Here is a 22,890-nt window from a genome sequence, read left to right as displayed (position 1 = left end):
TGAGATCATTATACCATCAGTTCCCCCGCTTCGGCCGGGGCCGGGCTCATTCGCATGGATATGTGATACCAGTTGCCAGGGAAGGGATAGAGATACACAGATTTGTTCTATTGCATTAAAAAAACCGGAGATCTGGGATCTCCGGCTAGGCTGGGTATAACGACTTAGCAAATTAGGATATAGGCTCCACTCCCCAGACAAGCTCGCCGTTCCGGTAAAGAGTTACCTTGGTCCAATCGGCAAAAGAGGTCTGCAGCGGGTTAAAGGAATAATCATCCCCTTCGCTGTAATTGGACCAGTCTGCTTTGTGCAACCGGGTATGTATCTCCCCAGAGGTTCCTCCGACCGGGATCACGCCTGCTCCGGTACCGAACTTCAGTTCCAGATAATGGTCCGCTCCAGGAACAGGTGCAGGCAGTTTCACTATGCTGCCGCTGATCTGACTGCCTCCAAGCTGTGCATAATCACAGAAAAAGGATTGTTGTTTCTCCCCGTCCACTGTATACCAGTAACGAATTGTCAGTTCATTCAGGCTAACTGTGGAGGTACCGTTGTTGTGAATGACAAACTGCGGTTTCATTTGGTTATCGAGCAGATTTGTATCCCCTGCACGATAGGCTAGAGTCAGATTGCCAGCAGGCTCTGGCGGCCCTCCACCCTGGACCTTTGCGGAAGCTTGAACGGAGTTCACACTCTTCCCAACGCTGTTAACCGCATTCACCACATAGTAGTAGGTGGTTCCAGCAGATACCGCCATATCCTTATAGCTTGTTCCCGATACAGCGGCCACAGATGTATACGGTCCGGCTGCTGTCAGCGACCTGTTTACCGTATAGGAGGTCGCACTTGCAGATGCACTCCAGCTTAGATTGATGCTGTTGTCGCTAACCGCAGTGGCGGTCAGATTCTGCGGAGCGGCTGGTACTGCCTCGACCTGGACCGTCTCTAATACGGACCAATAGGCTGGCTTGGACTGGAGTCGCTCGTCGAAAAGCAGCGGCCAGTTGTTGCGGGCGACCGGGAAGGTTCGTAGCCAGGTATTGGCATCATCCTTGCCCCACAAGGTAACATTTTTGACTGTGTCCGTATGCCTCAGGAAGATCTGGAACAGGGACTTGTACAGCGCCGCCTGCTGTGTCTTCAGTTCTTCCGGGAAGATATCATAAGATTGCGAATCATTGGAATACACACTTACATCAAGCTCAGTAATATGTGTTTCGAGGCCCAGCGCCTTAAATTTGACAATGGAACTCTCAATTTCTGAAAGGGTTGGATAAAAGAGGCTGATGTGTGTTTGATGGCCGACTCCGTCAATAGGCACATCCTTGGCTTGAAGGCGAGTGATCAGATTGTAGAGGGCCTGGCTTTTGGCCGGCTCATGGGTATTGTAGTCATTAATAAACAACTTGGCATCCGGGTCGGCTGCATGGGCGAATTCAAATGCTTTCTCAATATATTCTTCCCCGGCAATCTGGTACCACAGACTGCGCCGCAGGCCATCCGGCTCGGAGGCATCAATGACTTCATTCACAACGTCCCAAGCGTAGATCTGGCCTTGATAACGCTCCATTACCGTCTCAATATGCTGCTGCATCCGTTCATACAGCACCGTTTTGCTCACCAGATTGCCGTTGGCATCGTGGAATACCCAATCCGGAGTTTGTGTATGCCAAACGAGGGTATGCCCGCGTATCTCTTGTCCGTTCGCTGCTGCAAAAGCGACTGCGGCATCCGACCCGCTGAAATTATACATACCCTCTTGCGGCTCGGTACTGTCCCATTTCAGAACATTGCCTGGTGTCAGACTATCAAAATGCTTCGTAAGCAGCTGCTTGTCCGGTTCGGTCAGCAGTTCATTGTTCGTGAAGGCCGTCCCAATTCGAAACTTGCCCGCAAAAGCATCCTGTAGGGAAGGAATGTCTTCTTCGATCACAATGGGTCCGAGATCTGGCAGCTTCTCCAATCGGAAATCATCCATATAAAAAGAAGCTGTGGCACGGTCTGGCACTTCAAAATAAACCGATAACTGATTCGCTGGTTCCAGCATTTTAAACTGTGCAGTAAGCTTGGTCCATTCGCCTGCGGATGCGGTACCGAATGTTAAATTTTCATAATGTGTTGTATCTGGCAGGGTACGCTGTAAAGACATATTAAGGTTTGTGCTGGACGCTCCCGCCGGAAGCTTCACCCAGCCAGTGAACACATACGTCTGTCCCACCTCCAAAAGTTCTGTCACATCCAACGCTGGCCCATGCCATGTCATAGCACGCCCGCTCACTTCCAGTCCATAATCTCCGGTACGCGCTGCAACGGCGCTTGCATGAAGCGTTTCTACTTCACCGCGTCCGCTCCAGCTCTGGACCGTCCCATCTTCAAAATCATGACTCAGAATCAAGGTATTTTCCCCTTCTGCCGCATGGACAGATGGAGCCGCCCAATACAAAGGAACTAACAACGTTATCATCAAAACAAATTTAAGCGCTTTCAAAAATATCATTTTTCTCATCGCTTCCATTCTCCTTTATCGAATATTAGGATGAATTCCTTATTCCAAAGGCTAAGGCCATATCCACCTCCTTGGTTTTAGTTATAAAATCAGAGTCCTCATTCAAACGGATACGGGGGGCATACGTTCGGATAAGGACTCCATATGGTAAATTATAGTATAAATTGTGTATAATCTACAACTGAAATGTACTTCCCCCTCTAATTTCGGTTAGAAATGCAGTATCCGTTGCTTCTGCACTCATTCATACCAGCTCCTCCATAATCTTACAACCCGTAACGAAGGTGTATACCTGGTGCTCCGCTGGCTTCAAAAGTTGTCTTTAAAGTAGTCTTCAAAGCTTTCTGCTTACTTCTTTCAGCCTACACCCTGTGTCTCCTGCGATACTCAGATGGACTTATGCCCAACGTTTTGGAGAACACTCTACTCAGATAAAAACCGTTCTCATATCCGCATCGCTCGGCAATTTGGTTAAGGGTCAGGCTGCTGTCAGCCAAGAGGTTCTGCGCTTTTTTCAGACGGACCCGTTTGAGATAGCCTGATGGCGTCTCCTGAAAAGCTTCCCGGAAACGCCTTGTCAACTGCACCGGACTCAAAGCCAGTCGCTGTGCCAATTCCTGAAGGCTGATCTCCTCTTCCGCCCGCTCCTCCAGCAGCGCTGCCGCTTCAGCCATTCGTGCGTCTTCGGTAAATCTCCGCTCCTTTAAGCGATTCTGTCTGCGTTCCACCTGATACAACTGCCACAAATCCATCATAAAATGTGTCTTCCAACGGGCAACTTCCCCCTTATTCTCCTCACTGTCCTGGCGTAAATAAGCGTACGTCGAGGCTAACCGCTTCGTGTCATTAATCAGCGATTTTCCGGCTGGTGGCAGAAGCTCCTCCTCCTCCAGGCTACTGCTAAACTGTAAATAGTGAAATGTCAGCGGGGTAATGACTGTCCGCCGAAAAGGAACCGCCGGGGGGCACAGCACCAGATCGCCAAAACTCGCTTCTCCGATCTGACCCCCAATCTCATAATGGAATATTCCCTCTTCGACGGCAAAAGCCACCCAAGTCGTATAGATATCTTCCGTAAGAGCAAATTCCCCTTTTTGCTTCCAGTAGATGTGGTTAAGCAGCTCCATGACTTGACCACCCTTTCTGTGAAATAAAGTATATGTTTGATGATAGTATAGTGCATTTAAAAAGTGAATATATAAATCTAAGATGAAATTATAGATATGTAGTTGGAGTCAAGGTGGATCTAACTTCAGTTAAGGAGGTCTCAGATATGAAACAAGAGCATGTACAATACGACATCACCGTCATCGGCGGAGGACTTGCTGGTGTATGCGCCGCGATAGCCGCTGCCCGCATTGGGCAGCAGGTGGCGCTGGTGCAGAACCGCCCCGTGCTTGGCGGCAATTCCAGCAGCGAGGTTCGGGTCTGGGTGTGCGGTGCCACCGCCCACGGGATTAACCGTTATGCCCGGGAAACGGGTATTATGGGGGAACTATTTGTAGAGAATCAGTATCGTAATCCAGAGGGCAATCCTTATCTCTGGGACTTGATCATTCTGGAAGCCGTTCGAGCCGAATCGAATATCACCTTGTATTTAAATACGGATGTGCATGAAGTCGAGGCCACTGGGGATGGAGATGAACGCATGATCACCTCCGTTACCGGATGGATGATGGGTTCTGAGCGCAAAATCCGATTCGAAAGTCAGATCTATCTGGACTGTACGGGCGATGGATTGGTCGGCTTTCTGGCTGGAGCCAAGTTTGCACTCGGCCGGGAAGCCCGCAGCGAATATGGCGAAGAGTGGGCACCAGAGGTGGCTGATCAGATCACGCTGGGCAGTACACTTCTCTTTTATACCAAGGATGCTGGTGCGCCTGTCCGTTATATCCCCCCTTCTTTTGCCAAGGATATTACACAGACCAGCATTCCGATTCGCCGGGTCATTCGCAGCGGAGATTCCGGTTGTCATTACTGGTGGATTGAATGGGGCGGTGAACATGACACCGTTCATGACAATGAGCTGATCCGTGATGAACTGTGGTCCGTGATCTACGGGATCTGGGACTATATCAAGAATTCCGGCAAGTTCGAAGCCGACAATATGACGCTGGAATGGATTGGTTCTCTGCCTGGCAAAAGGGAGTACCGCCGCTTCACGGGTGACTATGTGCTCACCCAGAACGATATAATCAGCCAGCGGGAATTCCCGGATGCCGTTGCCTTTGGCGGCTGGTCCATTGACCTGCATCCCCCGCAGGGCATGTACGCCGAAGCGAGCGGCTCGAAGCATATGCATGCCGATGGCGTATATCACGTGCCGTTCCGCTCGCTGTATTCCGCAAATGTGCGGAATATGCTCATGGCCGGGCGCGACATCAGTGCATCACATGTAGCCTTCGGCACAACGCGCGTCATGGCAACATGCGCGGTCATCGGCGAAGCCGCGGGTACGGGCGCGGCGCTCTGCGCGTCCATGGGGGTGTCGCCGCGCGAGCTGCACGCGAGGCATCTGGCGGTCCTGCAGCAGACGTTGCTGCGGCAGGACGCTTCCATCATCGGGGTGCGCAGCCACGATGAGCTGGATCTTGCCCGGCGTGCCAAGGCTACAGCCTCCAGCACGCTGACGGGCATCGCCCTTGAGCAGCCTGGCGAGACGTACCCCCTGGGTACGGATGTTGCCCTGCTGCTGCCTGTGCATCCAGTGCTCAGCGGTCTGGAGCTGCTGCTGGATGCATCCAGCGATACCGCGCTGACGGTAGAGCTGTGGGATACGGGGCGTAAGGAGAACTACGTCCCGCATTCGTTACAAGTTACGGCGACTGTTAACGTTACAACAGGAAATGCGCAGTGGGTGAAGCTGCCGCTCGAATGGCGACCGGAAGAACCGCAGAATGCTTTTATAATCATCCGCTCCAATAAAGCCGTCTCACTCTACCATTCGACAGAAGCACACAGCGGGGTGCTGATCTTCTTCAAAACAGAAGAAAACCACGTGTCCAAAAATCTGGAAGATCATGCCACGGATCAGCCTGTCGTATTATGGTCCATGCAGGGGTTGGCGCGTCAGCCCTTCTGCTGTCGTACCCTCTCTGAGACCACGGCCTATTCAGCGGACAACACAATCAACGGTTACCATCGCCCTTACGGTGGGCCGCAACAGTGGATGTCGCAGCCGATGCAGTCTGGCAATCCAGAATGGGTACAACTGACATGGGAAGAGCCACAAACCTTGGCTGAATTGCACTTGACGTTTAATGATGATGTGAACGAGGATCTGGTTAATTTACATCACCATCACACAACATTCCGTGTGATGCCTGAGTTGGTGCGTGATTATCGCGTGGAAGTACTGACTCCGGCTGGAAAATGGACACAAGTCGCAAGTGTGCAAGAAAATCACAAAAGAAAAGTTATTCATTCCCTGGATGTCCCTGTGTCAGCTCAGGCTCTGAGAATCATAATTGATGCCACAAATGGCAGTAGATATGCCGAATTAATTGAGATTCGAGCTTACTAAAACAAAAAGGAGGATACAGGAAACTGTATCCCCTATCCACCGTACAAGTCCGCCTTATTCTATTCGGCGGTTGGGACCCGCAAGCCCTCAATCAGAATAAACAACGTAAGTGCTTGTCCATACCCCATCGGACTGATCGGTATATCTTTATAAAACTGAGCATCCTGCCCCACAGGTGTACCATAGGACACCTGCTGTACAACTCCGTGATCATCAATTTGTTTCAACACCGCTTCAAGCGCACTCAAGCCATTCTGGCGATAGGATTCATCTAGGTATCCATACCGGATTCCCTTGAGAATGCCGTATCCAATCGCTGCTGTTGCCGAGGTTTCTTTGTAAGAGGTTGGATCATCCAGCACAGTGTGCCACATGCCATCCTCACCCTGAAGCTTGCTCAGTGCTCTGACTTGAGCGGTTGCTGTATCCAGCAGATAGGCCTTTAGCCCGTCTTCGATCGGAATGATATTCAGGAAATCCATAACTCCCGCCGTATACCATGCATTGCCTCTTCCCCAATGAACAGCACCATAGTTATGATTTTCATTGAAATCCCAGCCATGATAGAACAATCCGGTTTTCTTGTTATATAGATATTTGATATGCACAAGGAACTGTCGTTTGGCTTCTTCCACCATGTCGGGTTTCTTGAAGTATACCCCTGCCTTGGCCAAAAATAGCACCGTCATAAACAGGGTATCAATCAGAATTTGACCATCATTGGCGTCTCCCGTGATCATATGCTGAAACGCACCATCTCCGGTTCGCAGCAGTCCATCCATGATCCAACTGCTCCACTCCTCACAGACCTGTTCGTACTCCTTGTTTCCGGTCAGCTCGCATAGTGAGATCAAAGTAAGGAGCGGAGCACAGGTGTTCACATTTTTTTCCGGTAATCCTTCCATCAGCCTTGCATTGTACCATGATTCGAGAAATTCCAGCACTTTAGGATCTTTCGTTGCCTCATGGAGCTGAAGCAAGCCATACAGACCAACACCTTGCGGCCATTCCCATAGATGTATGTCGATTAGTCCGATGGGAAACTGTTCATTGATGCTTGTGTTTTTCATAGACTCCATCGCTTGGGATACCTTGCTTATTCTCTCCTGTAACAACATTTGATTCGGCATGTTGGTTATCACTCCCTTGGTTTCTTGCACACGATTCAGCGCTCCATGTCCAGTAACTTCAGTTGTCCCTTCACTCCATAACCTTCGTGTATAATTTCCTCTTCTTTAATAAGAAAAGGTTTGTTCATTCCCCATTGAATTGGACCATATACCGGGTCTGTTAGAGTGAGAGTTAAAGCTTGATTATCGAATTGCGGGTTTGCAGAACGAACTTGGTTGATAAAAGCGTCAAATGACCCGAATTGCTGTTCGCTTCCTGCTCTTATAATCCAGGCGTTACGCAAGCCAGGTGAAATAAGCTCACGTTCTCTTGTCACCCCGCTGCTCTCCATACTCGTCCCGTTGGCCGCATATATAGCTGCATAACCCTTATCCAAACGAGCAAAATGCCAGTTCTCATGCCTTACCCATTCCGTGAAGGAGTGAGTAGGAAAATAGGCATGTGTCCAGTCAGAGTTGTTATCCGCAGGAATATCAAACATCATCAAAGCAATCCCCTCATGCTGAACAACATCGGGCAATATTCCATTCCCAGCCCAGAAACAAGGTCGACCATCCCCATGCTTGTATATTTCTGCCGGATGATTCACCCAGATCAGCGCCTCAGGTGACAGAGATAAATGCTGGACATGCTCCTGATAACCTGGCTTGCCTGGACGAAAGCGAATGATGGAGGATAAGGAGTATTCCCTGGTCCGACAGTGATAGAGCTTGGCGTAACCTCCCTTGCCCTGCTGATTGGCGAACACTAACTGCTGCTTCTCCCCAAGCAACAGATGCTCCTGATATGCTGCTGGAGGACTGTAATCCGATAAACTCAAGGCAACATTGCTTATTGAATAATTGTTTACATTGCCAACGCCATAAGCGATCCAGCACATTGAAGTGGTTCCCGTTGCATAACCACCCAGCAGTTCCTTCTCATAGCTGCGCCCAAACGTTGTGGACAAGACGCCTTGATGCATCTGAACGGTAATATAATAGAATAACAGGTCCATTGCCTTTTTGGCTTGCTGTCTGAGCTGTTCATTATGGGCAAATTCATAGATATGCAACAACCCAACCGCATCAATCGGAATGTATGCACTTGAATTCCATTCTGCCAATCCTTCATCCAAAAAGCGCTCAAACCATAATGCAAGCCTCTGCTCTGCTTTTTGACGGTGTACTTCACCGGATTCACCACTGTTGCTGAACATTTCATCCCCAAACAGCTGTCCGGCTAACAGTTCATTGGTATGGAACAACAAGGCATGATTCTCACTGAAGAACCACATTACATCATCGCCAGGTTCATCTATCCAATACCGATAGCCCAGAATGCTTGCTTTCACCCGATCCCAGAACGATTCACTGAACAGACCGCTATTTCGCTCATCTCTCCAAAGACGGAACAGCCCCACCAGATAGAAGTCACTGCAATCCTTCCGTTGCTCAATCCCTTCCACACCCTCAAGCAAAATGTTCTCCGCTTCTTGCAGATTGCCTCCTGTTTTGAGCATGGCGATGGCCTTATGAATATTGGGACTGCCCTTCTCGGCAATACATCGCAGAGCCAGGGATTTGCGAGCTTCAATATCCGCAGCTTGCTGAGCAGCCTCATCATAGCTCGTATCATAGGATTGGCAGCCAAACTTCTTGGTTAGTACAACATTTGAAACTGAAATAGCCAGCGTGAAATATACGTAATGATGACCGAGTTGATTTGTATGTCCCAGGACCAGGTCCGTTTCCTTTTCGGCGATGTGTATCGTCTTATTTTCGGTACCGTCAAAAAAATTGCCATACTGAATATCAACCTCTCTAACGATGTCCGGCAAGGGAAGTGGCAGCTTGAGCTTAATCTGCTCACCTCTGAAGAGATCCGAAGGAAAATAAGCCTGTTCGAGGGCTTCCTCTGCGGATTTTACAGACTCCGCCAAATGAGGAGCAATAGGCAGGGAAATCACCAATTCCTCGTCTCCCAGGTATTCCACCGCAAAAGCATACATCGTATCCCGCTCAGCCAGATCCTCCCAGCAGGCATAGATCTCATTGATTCCAGCTACAAGTTCAGCTTTAATTACGATTTCCTGCTCCTTGTTACGCATGAGTGGCGCAAAATCCGTTACCATTTCCCCATTCACCCACAACGTCAGACTGCCATAGGTCTTAATCCGCAAAGAAGCGGTATGAGCAGTCGGAGAAATGAGTCTTGTCGCCGCGTAACTGCGGAGATGTGTCGGTACAAACCAAAATCCTGATTGCTCCACCCGTGGATTATTCCAAGGAGAATACAGTGCCCAAGGCATTCCGTTCTCTTCTCCAACGAAGTCGTCTCCCGGGCTAGGAAACTCGCTCCATTGATCAAAAAATCGGTTCAGAGGCTGCGTTCTCCTATGTTCTACAAATTCCTTTCTGCATGGATTCTCATGAATGGCAAAACCATCGATAAGCCAATCATTAATATCTCCCTCCATCGTTGTTGGAACAAAGGCAACAGGCTTCGTATATATGCCGCTGATCATCCAATGATTAATGACCTGATTGTGACCTAATTTCATCGGTTTATAATTCAAGGTATCCATCCCACTCCGGGTGGTATCTGACATTCAACTCATCCTTTCATTCCTGAAGTAATCATACCGCTGACAAAATACCGCTGGAAAACCATAAAAACAATCAGTACCGGAATCATCGTGATGACGGACATCGCAAGCAAACTTCCCCAATCCACGTTGTACTCACCAATAAAATTAGAGAGCGCAAGCTGAATCGTATATTTCGATGGATCACTAATTGCAATTAACGGCCATACAAAATCATCCCATCTCCACATGAAGGAGAAGATTGCGAGCACCGCAAGAATCGGCTTCGCTATCGGAAGAATAATGCTCCAGTAAATTTTCCATTCGCCCGCTCCATCCATCCGGGCAGCTTCCAACAGCTCGTCCGGTACGGACAACAAATACTGCCGCATAAGGAACACACCTGTCGGGGTTGCTGCTGGCGGGATAATAATCGCGAGTAGGCTATTATACAGCCCCAGTGCGCTCAGCACCTTGAATATGGGGATCATAATTACCTCAATCGGAATCATGAGTGTTGAGACAAAAGCGATTAATATGATCGCGCTTCCGCGGAAGCGATATTTCGCGAGTGCAAAACCTGCCATGGAGTTAATCAATAACAGTAGCAGCGTTGAGCTTACAGTTACGATCGTACTATTCATAAAATACAAGCCAAAATTGCCTTTACTGAATGCCTCCTTGAAATGCTCAAAGGTGATTGGCTGCGGCCATAGCTTGGGAGGGAAGCTGTACAGATCGCTATTCGTTTTTAGAGAAGAAATCACGACCCACAGGACAGGCAGGAGCCACACCACTGCGGCAACACTTAACAGACTGTAGATGAAGATTTTGACCATAGGCTTCATGACCATTACGTAGCCCCTCCTTTCGATAGACGGAATTGCAGAGCCGAGAATCCACCAATAAGGATAAACAGTATCACCGACATGGCACTGGCCAGACCGAGCTCCTGTCTGTTAAAGCCAATCTCATAAATATATTGAACAATATAGGTAGTATCTTTGCCCGGACCACCACCTGTAAGCGCAAACATAAGTGGGAATGCTTTGAACGCGTCAATCAGAGTCAGCATAACAACAAGCAAGCTTGTGGGCTTCAACAACGGAAGTGTGATATAGCGGAACACCTTCATTCCAGTTGCCCCGTCCAAGCGGGCAGCCTCATAATAATCCGTAGGTATAGCCTGCAAACCCGCGATAAAAATGACCATGAAAAAGCCTGCACGTGACCATACTGTCGCGATGATTACAGCCGTATTTGCCCAAAAGGAAGAGGTTAAAAAACCAACAGGTTCCACACCAACCACGGTTAACAGATGATTCAAAATGCCAAATGAATCTCCGAAAATCCACTTCCAGGTCAATCCTACGATAATGTAAGAAATCATGGTCGGCCAGTAAAATACGGCCCTGAAGAACCCGCGCATTCTAATCTCGCGTGCAAGCAGCAAAGCAATACCTAACGCTGCTGCATATATTAGCGGAACAACAATCGCTGCATAAATCCCCGTTCGTCCGATGGTCGACCAAAATTCCCGATCCCCTATAATTTTGATATAATTATCCAGCCCGTTGAACTTCATTGGGTTCAATCCATCATAGACATGGAAGGAATAATAGAGGCCCAATAAAGAGGGAAATACGATAAAAGTTCCAAAGATCAGGAGGTTAGGAAGTATAAACAGATAAGGAGCAATAACGAGCTTCCTGTTCTGTTTTGCCAGCGTATTTTTGTTTAATCGTTGTCCTTCACTCATCTGTTTGCCCCTTCCTTATGCGTTATTCGAAAGGGAGGCTTCACAGGAATCGGTAAGCCCCCGTATACGAATTAACCAAAGCGCTTTACGTTTATTGACTGCCAATAGCCTCGTTAATCAGTTCGGCTGTTCGATCCAATGCCTCCTGTGGAGTTGCCTTATCGGATAAAACCTCAACAATATTATTTTTCAGGTCCGTTGATATTTTGGATATAATGGTCTGTCTGGACCAGTCATTAGCTGCAAGAGGCGAACTGTTCTTCAGTTCATCCGCGAAAATTTCAAACATCTCCTTGCCGAATTCATAATTTAATACAGAGCTGTCCTTCCGTGGACTCATAAACAATGATTCCTGGTTATATTTTGAATTCACTTCTTTGGACGTTAAGTATTCAATAAATTCTGCCGCCTCCTGCTCATATCCGCTGCCTTTGAATGCCATCAGAAACTTCCCGCCTGGCACTGAAGAACGTTGTGTTCCTTTTGGCATGTAGGTGACTCCCCATTCAAAATCAGTGATATCCTTGTAATTGCTGATCATCCAGTTGCCAGCCCAGTGGGTAGCCACCGTCCCGGAACGGAACAGGTTGTTCGGATTTTCCCCTCCGAGCCACACGGATTCGGGCATGATCCCTTCTTGATGAAGCTGCTTGAACTGCTCCATGCTACGGATTCCGGCTTCATTGTTAATCGCTGCCGCAGTGCCATCCTCTGTTAAGATGCTTCCGCCATTCTGATACAAAAGAGTGGACCATCTATGCGGAGTGACATCCCATACCATGCCATAACGTGCTCCACCTTTGTCCATAACCTCTTTTAACGCAGCTGTGTATTCATCCCACGTCCATACCTGGTCAGGAGAGGTCGGTACTTTGACGCCCGCTTTATCAAATAAGGTTTTGTTATAAATAAGCCCATTCGCTGTAACATCCATAGGCGCCGCTACCAGCTTGTCATTAATAACATAATAAGGTTTAAGTGAGTCAATAAATTGATCCTCGAATTGGTCCGCATTGTCCACGTAAGGTGTCAGATCAACCGCTTGATTAGCAAATGATCCGGTATCCGTGACCCGGCTCAGGGCAGGTGGCTTTCCACCGGATATCATTGTTTTTAATTTGGTTTGGATATCCTTGAAGCCAACTTCAATCAGGTTGATTTTAACCTTGGTATTGGTCTGCTCATAGTCTTTAATGATTTCCTTGATGACTTCTCCCTCTTTTCCGTCAGAGAACCACAGGAAATCCAGGGTTGTTTGTTTTGGATTAGCATTGGTACCTGAATTTCCGCAAGCAGTCAATACGATGAGTAACATGACCAATACCATGCTAGTGATGAGCTTAAACGTTGTTCTTCTTGTCATATCAACATCTCCTTGGAAGGTTCTAATGAATTTTGGCTTCGTTGAGCAATTCACTTTTACGGAATAACTGTGGTGATACACCCACATATTGTTTAAAGGCCCTGCTAAAATATACAGGTGTGTTAAAACCTAGCGTCTCAGATATGGACAAAATCGGTGCATCCGTAGACAGCAACAATTTTTTGGCCTCTGCAACTCTTTTCCGTATAACATAATTGCTTATGGTATATCCCGTCGTCTCTTTGAAAGAGTGACAAATGTAGTATTTATTCAAATGGAGTGTTTTGGACAGTTCATCCAATGAAACATTCTCCGTGTAGTTCTGGTTTAAATAATGAAGAACCCGGCTTACGCTTGTTTGCTTCTGGGAAGAACATAAGATAGGATTGGCGGATTGCTCACTGGTTGTTTTCCGGTAAATCCGCAGTAGCAATTGGGTAAGACTTAATTTGACCATTGTTTTGTACCCTGTATTTCCTGCCCCCATCTCCTCCTTGATTCCCTTAAATATAGCTGTGATATACTCACGCTCCTCCGGAGGCCAATGCACCAATAACCCATTGGGATGACGGAATATGGACATCAGATTCTCCAACTGACTGACAGCAAGCATGTCCAAAAGCAATAATTCCGTGAAATTGACAAAACTTCGCTTGTACACGATTTCTCTTGAAGGATTGATTCGGTGGGGCACACCGCCTCTGAATATAAACATATCTCCAGGCAGCGGTTTATATATTCGGTCACCGATTAAAAAGGTTGCATCTCCTTGAATAAAATAATGTATCTCATACCCATTATGCGTATGAACAGGCCATTCATCCTGAAAATTATCTGCTTCTGATCGCACATAAACTTCATTTTCCTGCAAAGCAATATTCGTCGGGGTGTGTATGGTTAGCATCAGTAAGATCTCCCTTCCCAGAATATAAAAAGCAATATAGTTTAATAATTTACAATGATAGCGCTTTACAATGAATTGTATCACAGTTATTTCGATCTAATCTGAACTATATTGCTGTATTGTTGATCACAATTGTTGAAAATGTTTAGAATGGAATTCATAGGGATTCGAAGATGGAAACAAAAAAACCGCTGTCCAGCCCGTAGGCTATCACGCGGTCCATTAGCATTACCTTTCAAACCCATTCATCCCAATGGTTTTCAAGAAAAATGACTTCTTTCTCATAGTGGGCCAGGTGCCCCTCTTCGACCATCTTCATAAAAGCGACATCTCCATCAGCCGCACGATCAGTCAGTGTTTTACACATGAAACGGATACGGGATATGACCCAATCCTTCAAATCTGCTGGAACACTCAGCCCGTACGTTGCCATGAATAAGGCAATCCGTTCTTTTCGAGCAGTTCCGTGCGCCTGGCTGGCGTATGGCATTACACTCTTTCCGTCCATCTCTGGTGAGAAATCTGCGAGTGGAACGGATGTATACAAGACATAGGCGATATCCCACATTCGCGGACCCGGACCCGCCATATCAAAATCAATAATGCCTTGGGGACGGCCATCCTTGTACACCACATTATACGGCGCAAAATCGTTATGACATACAACTTCATCTTCTGTTATGCCTGGATATCTGTTCGTTGAAACTGATGTTGTTGTAAATCCAACGGTCGCATCATGGTAACTTCTCAACAGTTTTGCGACTTCAATCAAAGATTCGTCTGACCACATATACTCTTCTAGATCAGGGTAGTCATTGCCTGGAACGATGCCTTCGAGGTAAGAAAGTATTTCTCGCCCCTGTTCATCTATTCCCAGAAATCGAGGGGCATGATCATAACCAACTTTTTCAAGATGTAAAAGCAGTTCAACCACATATGGATTTGGTTTGGCATGCCGGCGAACCGTCTCACCTATTCTGACGACCTGATTCACATTACCTCCCGATAACACTTCCTCCTGTTGGGCCACTTTCATCCCTCCTCAAGCTAAACTTCCTTGCTATGCCCATGATTACGATTTTTCTTATAACTCCCCGGGAATCCCGCCACCAATAGTATGAATCCAACAAAAAACATGAAGTATACAAGTAAACCTGTTGGATGCTCGTTCATCTGAGCAAACTGGGGTACGTTGGTCCCTCCTGAAGCGTATCCTGCTTCTACTATAGCGACAGAGACTCGGATTGAAATTCTCTCCATCGTTGAGATAAACACACTGCCAAGCATGAGGACTACACCCAAAATCTTGTTAATATTATTCATTTCATGCCTCCTTGATTAACCGTCCACTTTTTATGAGGTTATCTACTTAATGTCTTTCGATTCTCTAGTCTATATTCCTGCATGTTATATTCACGGTCTGTTCCTATATCATCATATCAAATAGCGGCTTCATCACTGACGCCGCTGTTGATGCTCTCTGAATAAGTTACGTAGCTACCACTTGGTGCAGATCCATACTATTTTCGAAAAAGGCTGACCGTTCAACACAATACAGATCATACATCTGTTCATTCATATTAATCCGTTGATATACATCTGGATACACACCATTGGCTAACTTCACATAAGGCAGCTTTTGTACTGCTTTTCTGGATCTTATATTCTGCTTGCGTATCTTCATAAATACCGTTTCAATCCCATGTTCCAGAAATAATTCAACAAAGAAGGCTGATTTGGCTCTTTGGCTATACCCATTTCCAAAAAACGGTGAACCAATCCATGTGGCTAAAAAACCGGTTTGATGCTCGATATGATATAGATCAATAGTTCCAATAGGCTGCCCTGTTTCATTCAAAATCGTTCGGGAAATCACCGTTTTTTGTTCTTCTTCAGCCATCAATTGTTTGGTCAGGAATAGATATTCCTCATACGATTGGCATGCATAACGAACGTAAGGAGAAACTGCGGGGTCCATCATTAAGCTGTACAGTGAATGGCATTCCTGCAAATCACGTTTTTTTAACATTCTGTCTACCACCTAGTCCTTTTAGTTCGCTATATCAAGCAAATTAAGTATATAAAAGCTATTGTGGGATTTAATGAATTCTGTATGTGGCTTATGTAAAATGCATTGGTAAATGTTGTACGACTTCACCTCGGGTAACACAAAAAAAACGGCATGTCCCTTTTAAAGGAACACGCCGTTTGCACGGATGCAGATAGACAGTAAATTATTGCATACCTTGCATGATCGCATTAATGATATTTTGCTGAGTCACGGTATTATTCGAGCGGTTAAACAATGCGAAACCATGTTGACCGTTGTGTCCGTTATCCCAATAAACTGGAACCATTTTGTATTTCTTGGCTTTTGCGGTAACCGCTTTGGCGTAAGCAGCGCGGTATACATTGTTGGTTGAATCGTACGACGTTTTATCAATGGAACCGAACTCACCAATCACTACAGGATAGCCCTGAGTTACAAATTTGTCGTACATGGACTTAAACTGCGATTCAAGATAATCCTCTTGGCCCCAAGTAGACTTCTTGGCAGGGTTCGTAGAAGTTGCACCCCACTGTGTGATATTACCGTTTTCCTCACCTGCAAAATCCCAAGGAGAGTAATAGTGTGCCGAGATCATGATTCTCTTTTGCGAACTAGGAATTGCTGAGGATCTGTAATTATCTGTCGGAAGAGCAAAGCCATAATTACCAACAGTGTAGTCAATATTGGTATTCCAACCTGGAATCAGCAACCATCTGGCATTGTTGTTGCCTCCAGTTTGACGAACCGTATCCACAAAGATCTGATTGTAGGCATTCAGGTTGGCGTAATAAGCCGAGTTCGGATTGCCATAGTTGCCATCGAACACTTCGTTCATGGATTCAAAAATAAGACGATCATTGTAGTTGCTAAACTTGGTCGCAATCTGCTGCCACACCTTCTTATATTTTTCCTTAATGGCAGTCTGATTGCCACCATTTACGAGCAGCCATCCACCTTGAACGGAATTGTACCCATCGCCATGAATATTGATGATCACATACATACCTTCATTGTACGCATAGTCCACAACTTGCTGAATTCGATTCAGCCATGCCGCATTAATCGTATAATTGGGAGCGCTTCCAATGTTATTCAAATAGGAGATGGGAATACGAATAGACTTGAAGCCCGCTGCTTTCACTTTTTGGATCAGCGCCGGAGTCACCGTAGGATTGCCCCAAGCTGTCTCACTCGGTGTACCGTTCACCGCTGCTTCCAGCTGATTGCCGAGATTCCATCCTGCACCCATCTCAGCCACCACTTGCGAAGCGTCTGCTGCGGATGCTTTGGGGCTCCATCCAGTAAAGGCTACCGCAGCCACTAATACCAGTGCCAAGCTGCTGATGCTGAATTTTTTCCACTTTTTGAACATAACCATACCTCCGCTTATTCTATTATTTTTAACAAGCAGTGCAGTTAATCTATTGATACAGATTGAATGATTCGAGAATTCGCGCCTCCTTTCCTGTCGATCAAACAAATGAAAATTCCGTCTCGCACCAACATAATAACACATATATGGAAAATAAAGCGATATCTTTATTTCTCTTTTTTGACGATTTACTACAAAATAATCCAACTATCCGTTTAAGTGTATTGCTTGAATTTGTTCTCGATCAAAATCAATCATCATGATGTGATCGTGCAGGAGATTATCCCCGCAAGATATTGTTGCGCCGTAGTCGGTTAAACTGTTAAATGTGATATCCGCGCGATAGACTTCAATCTCATTAAACCAATTCTGATGTACTTTTTCCTGAAGTTCATTCTCATAATAATCTCGAAAGACAGTCTCACAAGTTGAAAACCACTTAATGTAGTCTTCTATTTTATGAACAATTGAATCTAACGATGTATTAGTGGACACATATATTCGAACGTCATTTAAATCCTCATCATGTATGCAATGTTTGAATATTTGCACTGTATTTTGCAGAGTGTAACACCGGTAACTTTCATCACTCTCTTCTTCAAGCTCAATGACTTCACTTAACAATATGATCTTGCTCCTCTCAATGCATCTTAAAATAGCTCATTTAACCATTTCACGAATTTTTCTTTCTCCTCAAACTGTGGGTAATGCGCTGACTCGTTGAATACAATGAAGTCTTTGATCGGTGCATCCAATACGTCAAAATAATCACGTGCTGCATTCGCAGTGGTCATATAATCATATTTACCCGTTACAAAATAGGTAGGAATTTCCAAATGATCAACAATATCAGGTAAATTTTGATCAAATGCTTCATTCAGTAAGATGTCTTGTGAACTGAACATCCCTGTATAAAAGCGAATCATATCCAGCCCATTATATTCGGGATTTAAAAGGAATCCTGAAATATAATCTCTATTCTCGTTGATGAGTCTGGCTGCACCACCGTACTTTTGCAACAAAATTCTAGGCGTAAGTTCCTTTCCTTGCTCGATCGAGCTGCCAATTAGCTCCAGTTTTTTAACATCATCTTCATTGCCGGCTTGTTTTGCTTGCTCGTACGTGTACTCCAAACTTTCCAGTTCGCTCTGAAGTGTATTAGCCATCTGTCCAATGCCTATATAAGCGTGAAACTGAGTGGGTGCTTTAGCCGCAGCTTTCATCCCGATGTATGTACCAAATGAATGACCAATTAATATAACCTTCTCTTGACCTAACTCCTTAGATACATAATCCCTTAACGCTAACAAATCATCTACTAATACATCTGTTGTCAGATTCGAGTAATCCTCAAAAAAGTGATAGGACTTCCCACTCCCACGTTGATCGTAATGCACCACCGTGAAGTGTTGCTCAAGCTCTTTCTGATACTTCCTTACGTACGGAATCTCCGAACATCCCGGCCCGCCATGCACAAAAATCAGGATAGGATTACTTCGGTCAACTCCCCTGATCATGACTTCATGTCCTGTACCGTTAATTTCGACCTGCTCTAACATGCTGATACTGTTTTCACCTTTAATTTTGGGTGTCCATGTGGGAAATATCAGAGCTACTATAACTATTAAAATAATACTAAATATGCTGTATTTGAGTGTTTTACGTATTTTTTTTCGCATGTAATGCTCCTTAAATAATAAGTTTCATTTGTCTTTTCTACCAGCGATTCCTTTATCGTAACGGATACAACAATTCAACGGGTTCTATCTTTAGCTCTTCTTGGAAGATGTAATTGTGATCGGCTCCTACGATACATATGAATGGTTCCGAGTATGCCAACCGTTGTCATGTGCCCAGCTCCTTTATCATATGTATATCTTTCGGCTCTTTGTCATAAAGTTCTTGATCAATCTCGCTTGCAATCTGACTGCCCTGACTTTTATAAAAGGATACCGCTGATTTCGTCTCTGTGGAGGAAATATACAGATACTGTGCACCACGTTTCTTAGCTTCTTCACCTAACTCGTTTAGAATACGTTTTCCAATACCTTGTCTTCTGTACCCGCATGAGACATACATCAAGTCAACTTGTAATTGATTTCGTTCTTTTCCTCTATATTGATGTGCTAGCACACCAAATCCGATTAATTGATCGTCAGCAAACGCGCCATATGCCATGCCACCTTGTTCTAATTCGTACACATATCGATTTTGAATCTCCTTCAAAAGCATCTCATCCCAGTTTGAGCATTCATGATTTTGTTCAAGCTCAACCAATCGGTTCTCTCTCATTTCATAAATGAGATCAATATGTTCCGAGCGATCTATTTCCTGCAGCTGGTTCACATCATCAAGTGTCAACGTTCTATACGTTATCATGATCGTTGCCATCTCTCCTTCCCCATGTTATTTCTAAGATCCTATGGCTTTATTGATCGAAGTCTGTATTTATCAAAGACCCTTTTATCGTACAAAATAGTGTATTCCTTGTTCTTTTCAATTAGTTTTGACATATCCATTGGAACGGATATTGTTCTTTCAAGATTATTAAAATTAATTACAGTCATTTCATTTTCACTAATCTTTTGAACAGTAACTGCTTCAAAAATTGAAGTTCGAAAGGAATCCCATAACAAAATTAAAAGCAATAAAAGTAATAGTGACATGATGAGTCCCTTATTCTTATTCACTAGTTCTTTTCATCTCCTTTAGCTTCAAAAAGAGTTCCTCCATCTAAAACTAGCTTATTTTAATTACTGGTAACTCATTCAAATGATTTATTTCGATAGTGTATTTCTTAAGCTTATGGTTCTCAAGTCCATCCCATCTGTCTGAGAAACGATAAAACATATCTCCGAAGTTCATCCCTTCAGGTAATACATCCACAAGCTTTATTTCATCGATTTCAGACTCCGGTAAGCTCTCTAGCAAATTAACCTCAGCATAAGAAACCATACCAAAGCTCCCATTCCATTCATATACACCATATGGTATCAATTCGAAGCGTACTGCCCCTGTCTCTTCATAGAGTTCTCGACTTGCCGTGTGTAAAAGTGTTTCCCCTATTTCTTTGTTGCCTCCTGGAATCTCCCAACCTCCTCTTTTCCTATTTTTTACAATGATGAATTTATTATTGTATTTCGCGATCATAACTGCAAATTTGATTAACTCTGGATCAAATTCATCTAGATCAAACCAGTGGCTCATGTTATCTCTCCCATAAACAACTATTCTTTCAATATATAATTGTCAAACCATTGAAGTGGTAACAAGCTATCATCGGATATAATCGTTGTGAATACCGCAACCAATCCTCGCTTTTGGTTAACAAAGATATATTGCCCTCTGAAATGCTGAGTCTATCATTTTATTTCCAACCTGTAGATCACTTCATCATCTGAATTGGTTCTGTTCTCACTAAAGAAGGACATGCTCTTATACAAATTCTGTGCTATTTCGTTATCCCGTTCAACCGTTAATGAAATAACCTTGCATACCGGATGCTGTTTCGTAATGTAATCTAGAATGACTCTTAAAGCGCTCTTTCCCATTCCTTTACCTTGATAGGATTGATCGATTTGAAAACCACCAATCCAGTAATTATCTGTACTATCTGGCGTATAACTTAGATAAAAGAAACCAAATACCTTCCCATCAATCTCAAGTACGTAAGGATCAAATGCTTCATCCCACGGTTTTATATAGGCGTAAGCGATCCCCTCAACAACGGATGGAACTAATGACGCTTGGTGTTCATACAAAGAGATCTTCAGTGCTTCTTCCCAATTTTCTCGTGTGACTGGTTGTATTTTTATATTCACCACTGTATCTCCTCTTTCGATAATCTTTGATTACCTCTAAAGTTCTTTTCGCTCTCACTTACAACCACTTCCCAATGATGTTCAATCAACTGAATAACTTGTTTTTTATTCTTCGTGATTGTTGCAGTCTTACTGTTTTGGTTAATTGTACATATAACTTCTTCTATATTATATTGATGGTTCCATTTCACAATCATCTTGCATAAGTTCTTGAATGACTGCTTGTAATTCCACGGTTGCAAGCCCATTCTGGACAAGACAAACCTTTTTATAATCCGATAATCTCTAATGAAAACATTTGGATCTAATACAAAAATCAAATCCGCTTCCTGGATGGACTTAATTGTCCAATCTTTGCACTGCACTCCTTCTATGATCCAAGCCTCTGAACAGACAATAGATTGAATGGATTCATCCCTAACACTTTCAGGATATCTCAGATCGTCGGCGCTTCTGTCCCATATGAGATTGTCTAATTCATAGGAAGGAATACCGTATTTATCCGACAATTCCTTGGCTAATGTTGATTTCCCACTACCGCAAGATCCAATAATTCGTATTCTCATACATATTCTTTCTTCAAAAATGCATAGATGACATTATCTACAAATCGATTTTTCCAAATAAAATGTTCTTTCAATATGCCTTCTTCACTGAACCCAATTTTCTCAAGCAACTTCCTTGATCCCGCGTTCTCTGGCTCGACAAATGCTTCAATTCTGTTTAATTCAAGGTTCTTGAATCCATATTCAACGATTTTCTGAGCTACCTCGGTCATGTAACCCTGCCGCCAGAACTCCGGTGCTAACTCATATCCCATCGCAGCTTTATGATGTTGTTTCATCCAACCATGAAACCCGCATGTTCCAATAATTCTGTTGTCCGATTTCAAAGCAATTCCCCAGCGGATGACCTGACCATTTTCGAATCGTTCAGTCCATCTTTGTATGAGTTCTTCTGCTTGTTTTGTATTCGTGAAACTTTCTACATCGTAGAACCTTGTAACTTCATCTGAAGAAAAAATATGAAGTATGTCTTGAGTATCACTCTGTTTAATCTCTCTTAACAGCAATCTTTTGGTTTCTAGTTCAGGAAATAGAGTCATATTCAATTCACCTCAATCGAGTACACCGCTACTTTTTTCCCTATGATGTCTACGTCCTTCTCGTGTTTCATGCCATTCTTTTGCGCGACTTTCATAGAACCCACATTGCCATGTTGAATCAACGATATTAATCTTTTCTGCTTCAAGTGATCCATGCCATATTCTTTCCACGCTTTTGCTTGTTCATATCCGTAACCCATTCCCCAGTATTGCTCTACAACCCAGTAACCAACTTCAAGCTCATCAGTGCCTTCAATGATTTGAGGAATCAGTCCAGAGGTTCCAATTAACTTGTTATCCTCTTTGTTGAATGCGAGGAACAACCCCTTATCGTCTTTATTCCAGTTGATGAACTTTTCAAGGCTTTGCATGGTTTCTTCCTTCGTCCAGGGTCCGCCATGTCTTATAAATTTCATCATATTCGGCTCACGTGTCATTTCAAAAAGTAAATCGAAATCATTTTTAGTATATTTCCGAAATATAAGTCGTTCTGTCTCCATCTTCCTCTCAACTCCTTCTTCATTCATAAGATGTAATCGTCGTATTCATAAACATTCAAATATCATGGGGAAACGGACTAGAGTGTGTCTTCAAACTCAGGCGATTTTCTAAGGAACACAGGACATCTTATTCGACCTTCCCGTCCTCTTTTAAAATTGTAAGGAACATGAGACATCTTATTTCCCAAAATCATCTGATAAAAACGCTACAAAAGGCTATTTTTTCTGATATAACGTGTCTCAGATTCCTTAGATTTCGGAGGGCGTTTCAAATTCCTCAATAAGACGTG

At 44.5% G+C, this 22,890-nt stretch carries 21 protein-coding genes; 1 reads left to right on the top strand and 20 read right to left on the bottom strand.

Annotated elements, in window-relative coordinates:
* Window positions 1-172: 172 nt before the first annotated feature.
* The gene (locus MHI12_RS12160) at window positions 173-2,506 is read right to left on the bottom strand and encodes an endo-1,4-beta-xylanase (protein ID WP_405172482.1); all 2,334 of its coding nucleotides are present in this window, start codon (window positions 2,504-2,506) and stop codon (window positions 173-175) included.
* A gap of 362 nt (window positions 2,507-2,868) precedes the next feature.
* Window positions 2,869-3,633: a helix-turn-helix domain-containing protein gene (locus MHI12_RS12155; protein WP_405172481.1), complete on the bottom strand. Its 765-nt coding sequence runs from the start codon at window positions 3,631-3,633 to the stop codon at window positions 2,869-2,871.
* A 146-nt stretch (window positions 3,634-3,779) separates the two neighbouring features.
* On the opposite strand from MHI12_RS12155, the gene MHI12_RS12150 reads away from it, so the two are divergent.
* Entirely contained in the window at window positions 3,780-6,029 is a 2,250-nt protein-coding gene (locus tag MHI12_RS12150; protein WP_405172480.1) for an FAD-dependent oxidoreductase, read from the top strand.
* A 59-nt stretch (window positions 6,030-6,088) separates the two neighbouring features.
* Here MHI12_RS12150 and MHI12_RS12145 read toward each other — a convergent pair whose 3' ends face one another.
* The 18 genes from MHI12_RS12145 to MHI12_RS12060 form a co-directional block, all read right to left on the bottom strand.
* Window positions 6,089-7,159, bottom strand: a complete 1,071-nt coding sequence (locus tag MHI12_RS12145; protein ID WP_405172479.1) for a glycoside hydrolase family 105 protein — start codon at window positions 7,157-7,159, stop codon at window positions 6,089-6,091.
* Window positions 7,160-7,194: 35 nt separating this feature from the next.
* Window positions 7,195-9,750, bottom strand: a complete 2,556-nt coding sequence (locus MHI12_RS12140) for a hypothetical protein (protein ID WP_405172478.1) — start codon at window positions 9,748-9,750, stop codon at window positions 7,195-7,197.
* A gap of 5 nt (window positions 9,751-9,755) precedes the next feature.
* Complete coding sequence (locus MHI12_RS12135) at window positions 9,756-10,574, bottom strand: carbohydrate ABC transporter permease (RefSeq protein WP_405172976.1); 819 nt, start codon at window positions 10,572-10,574, stop codon at window positions 9,756-9,758.
* Window positions 10,575-10,579: 5 nt separating this feature from the next.
* On the bottom strand, window positions 10,580-11,485 hold the full coding sequence (locus MHI12_RS12130) for a carbohydrate ABC transporter permease (protein WP_036609058.1): 906 nt from the start codon (window positions 11,483-11,485) through the stop codon (window positions 10,580-10,582).
* A gap of 91 nt (window positions 11,486-11,576) precedes the next feature.
* Window positions 11,577-12,848, bottom strand: coding sequence for an ABC transporter substrate-binding protein (locus MHI12_RS12125; RefSeq protein ID WP_405172477.1), 1,272 nt, complete (start codon window positions 12,846-12,848; stop codon window positions 11,577-11,579).
* 22 nt (window positions 12,849-12,870) lie between these two features.
* A complete protein-coding gene (locus MHI12_RS12120) occupies window positions 12,871-13,752 on the bottom strand; it encodes an AraC family transcriptional regulator (RefSeq protein WP_210107860.1) in 882 nt (293 codons plus the stop codon).
* A gap of 235 nt (window positions 13,753-13,987) precedes the next feature.
* Window positions 13,988-14,788, bottom strand: a complete 801-nt coding sequence (locus MHI12_RS12115) for a phosphotransferase (protein WP_405172476.1) — start codon at window positions 14,786-14,788, stop codon at window positions 13,988-13,990.
* An 11-nt stretch (window positions 14,789-14,799) separates the two neighbouring features.
* On the bottom strand, window positions 14,800-15,075 hold the full coding sequence (locus MHI12_RS12110) for a hypothetical protein (protein ID WP_017688984.1): 276 nt from the start codon (window positions 15,073-15,075) through the stop codon (window positions 14,800-14,802).
* 166 nt (window positions 15,076-15,241) lie between these two features.
* A complete protein-coding gene (locus MHI12_RS12105) occupies window positions 15,242-15,781 on the bottom strand; it encodes a GNAT family N-acetyltransferase (RefSeq protein WP_405172475.1) in 540 nt (179 codons plus the stop codon).
* Window positions 15,782-15,986: 205 nt separating this feature from the next.
* Window positions 15,987-17,174, bottom strand: a complete 1,188-nt coding sequence (locus tag MHI12_RS12100; protein ID WP_405172474.1) for a glycoside hydrolase family 5 protein — start codon at window positions 17,172-17,174, stop codon at window positions 15,987-15,989.
* 207 nt (window positions 17,175-17,381) lie between these two features.
* Window positions 17,382-17,798: a hypothetical protein gene (locus tag MHI12_RS12095; protein ID WP_405172473.1), complete on the bottom strand. Its 417-nt coding sequence runs from the start codon at window positions 17,796-17,798 to the stop codon at window positions 17,382-17,384.
* A 26-nt stretch (window positions 17,799-17,824) separates the two neighbouring features.
* Complete coding sequence (locus MHI12_RS12090) at window positions 17,825-18,853, bottom strand: alpha/beta fold hydrolase (RefSeq protein WP_405172472.1); 1,029 nt, start codon at window positions 18,851-18,853, stop codon at window positions 17,825-17,827.
* 166 nt (window positions 18,854-19,019) lie between these two features.
* Entirely contained in the window at window positions 19,020-19,565 is a 546-nt protein-coding gene (locus tag MHI12_RS12085; RefSeq protein WP_405172471.1) for a GNAT family N-acetyltransferase, read from the bottom strand.
* A 348-nt stretch (window positions 19,566-19,913) separates the two neighbouring features.
* Entirely contained in the window at window positions 19,914-20,381 is a 468-nt protein-coding gene (locus MHI12_RS12080) for an NUDIX domain-containing protein (RefSeq protein ID WP_405172470.1), read from the bottom strand.
* Window positions 20,382-20,536: 155 nt separating this feature from the next.
* Entirely contained in the window at window positions 20,537-20,995 is a 459-nt protein-coding gene (locus tag MHI12_RS12075) for a GNAT family N-acetyltransferase (protein ID WP_341007016.1), read from the bottom strand.
* On the bottom strand, window positions 20,992-21,561 hold the full coding sequence (locus tag MHI12_RS12070; protein ID WP_341007015.1) for a hypothetical protein: 570 nt from the start codon (window positions 21,559-21,561) through the stop codon (window positions 20,992-20,994). The genes MHI12_RS12075 and MHI12_RS12070 overlap by 4 nt, the downstream gene beginning before the upstream one ends.
* Entirely contained in the window at window positions 21,558-22,100 is a 543-nt protein-coding gene (locus MHI12_RS12065) for a GNAT family N-acetyltransferase (RefSeq protein ID WP_405172469.1), read from the bottom strand. Before MHI12_RS12065 ends, MHI12_RS12070 begins: the two co-directional genes overlap by 4 nt.
* 2 nt (window positions 22,101-22,102) lie before the next feature.
* Window positions 22,103-22,600: a GNAT family N-acetyltransferase gene (locus tag MHI12_RS12060; protein WP_405172468.1), complete on the bottom strand. Its 498-nt coding sequence runs from the start codon at window positions 22,598-22,600 to the stop codon at window positions 22,103-22,105.
* Window positions 22,601-22,890 lie beyond the last annotated feature (290 nt).

It is taken from the genome of Paenibacillus sp. FSL H8-0280 (assembly GCF_045040665.1).
Lineage (GTDB): Bacteria > Bacillota > Bacilli > Paenibacillales > Paenibacillaceae > Paenibacillus > Paenibacillus xylanexedens_A.
This window is presented reverse-complemented; position numbering and strand designations above follow the sequence as displayed.

Bases quoted from the DNA above. Each gene is read 5' to 3' on its own strand.
- MHI12_RS12150 (WP_405172480.1), top strand. From the start codon at position 3,780: ATGAAACAAGAGCATGTACAATACGACATCACCGTCATCGGCGGAGGA.
- MHI12_RS12160 (WP_405172482.1), bottom strand. From the start codon at position 2,506: ATGAGAAAAATGATATTTTTGAAAGCGCTTAAATTTGTTTTGATGATA.
- MHI12_RS12140 (WP_405172478.1), bottom strand. From the start codon at position 9,750: ATGTCAGATACCACCCGGAGTGGGATGGATACCTTGAATTATAAACCG.
- MHI12_RS12135 (WP_405172976.1), bottom strand. From the start codon at position 10,574: ATGAAGCCTATGGTCAAAATCTTCATCTACAGTCTGTTAAGTGTTGCC.
- MHI12_RS12130 (WP_036609058.1), bottom strand. From the start codon at position 11,485: ATGAGTGAAGGACAACGATTAAACAAAAATACGCTGGCAAAACAGAAC.
- MHI12_RS12105 (WP_405172475.1), bottom strand. From the start codon at position 15,781: ATGTTAAAAAAACGTGATTTGCAGGAATGCCATTCACTGTACAGCTTA.
- MHI12_RS12110 (WP_017688984.1), bottom strand. From the start codon at position 15,075: ATGAATAATATTAACAAGATTTTGGGTGTAGTCCTCATGCTTGGCAGT.
- MHI12_RS12155 (WP_405172481.1), bottom strand. From the start codon at position 3,633: ATGGAGCTGCTTAACCACATCTACTGGAAGCAAAAAGGGGAATTTGCT.
- MHI12_RS12070 (WP_341007015.1), bottom strand. From the start codon at position 21,561: ATGAGAATACGAATTATTGGATCTTGCGGTAGTGGGAAATCAACATTA.
- MHI12_RS12090 (WP_405172472.1), bottom strand. From the start codon at position 18,853: ATGCGAAAAAAAATACGTAAAACACTCAAATACAGCATATTTAGTATT.
- MHI12_RS12060 (WP_405172468.1), bottom strand. From the start codon at position 22,600: ATGGAGACAGAACGACTTATATTTCGGAAATATACTAAAAATGATTTC.
- MHI12_RS12100 (WP_405172474.1), bottom strand. From the start codon at position 17,174: ATGTTCAAAAAGTGGAAAAAATTCAGCATCAGCAGCTTGGCACTGGTA.
- MHI12_RS12115 (WP_405172476.1), bottom strand. From the start codon at position 14,788: ATGAAAGTGGCCCAACAGGAGGAAGTGTTATCGGGAGGTAATGTGAAT.
- MHI12_RS12145 (WP_405172479.1), bottom strand. From the start codon at position 7,159: ATGCCGAATCAAATGTTGTTACAGGAGAGAATAAGCAAGGTATCCCAA.
- MHI12_RS12080 (WP_405172470.1), bottom strand. From the start codon at position 20,381: ATGAGCCACTGGTTTGATCTAGATGAATTTGATCCAGAGTTAATCAAA.
- MHI12_RS12120 (WP_210107860.1), bottom strand. From the start codon at position 13,752: ATGCTAACCATACACACCCCGACGAATATTGCTTTGCAGGAAAATGAA.
- MHI12_RS12125 (WP_405172477.1), bottom strand. From the start codon at position 12,848: ATGACAAGAAGAACAACGTTTAAGCTCATCACTAGCATGGTATTGGTC.
- MHI12_RS12065 (WP_405172469.1), bottom strand. From the start codon at position 22,100: ATGACTCTATTTCCTGAACTAGAAACCAAAAGATTGCTGTTAAGAGAG.
- MHI12_RS12085 (WP_405172471.1), bottom strand. From the start codon at position 19,565: ATGGCAACGATCATGATAACGTATAGAACGTTGACACTTGATGATGTG.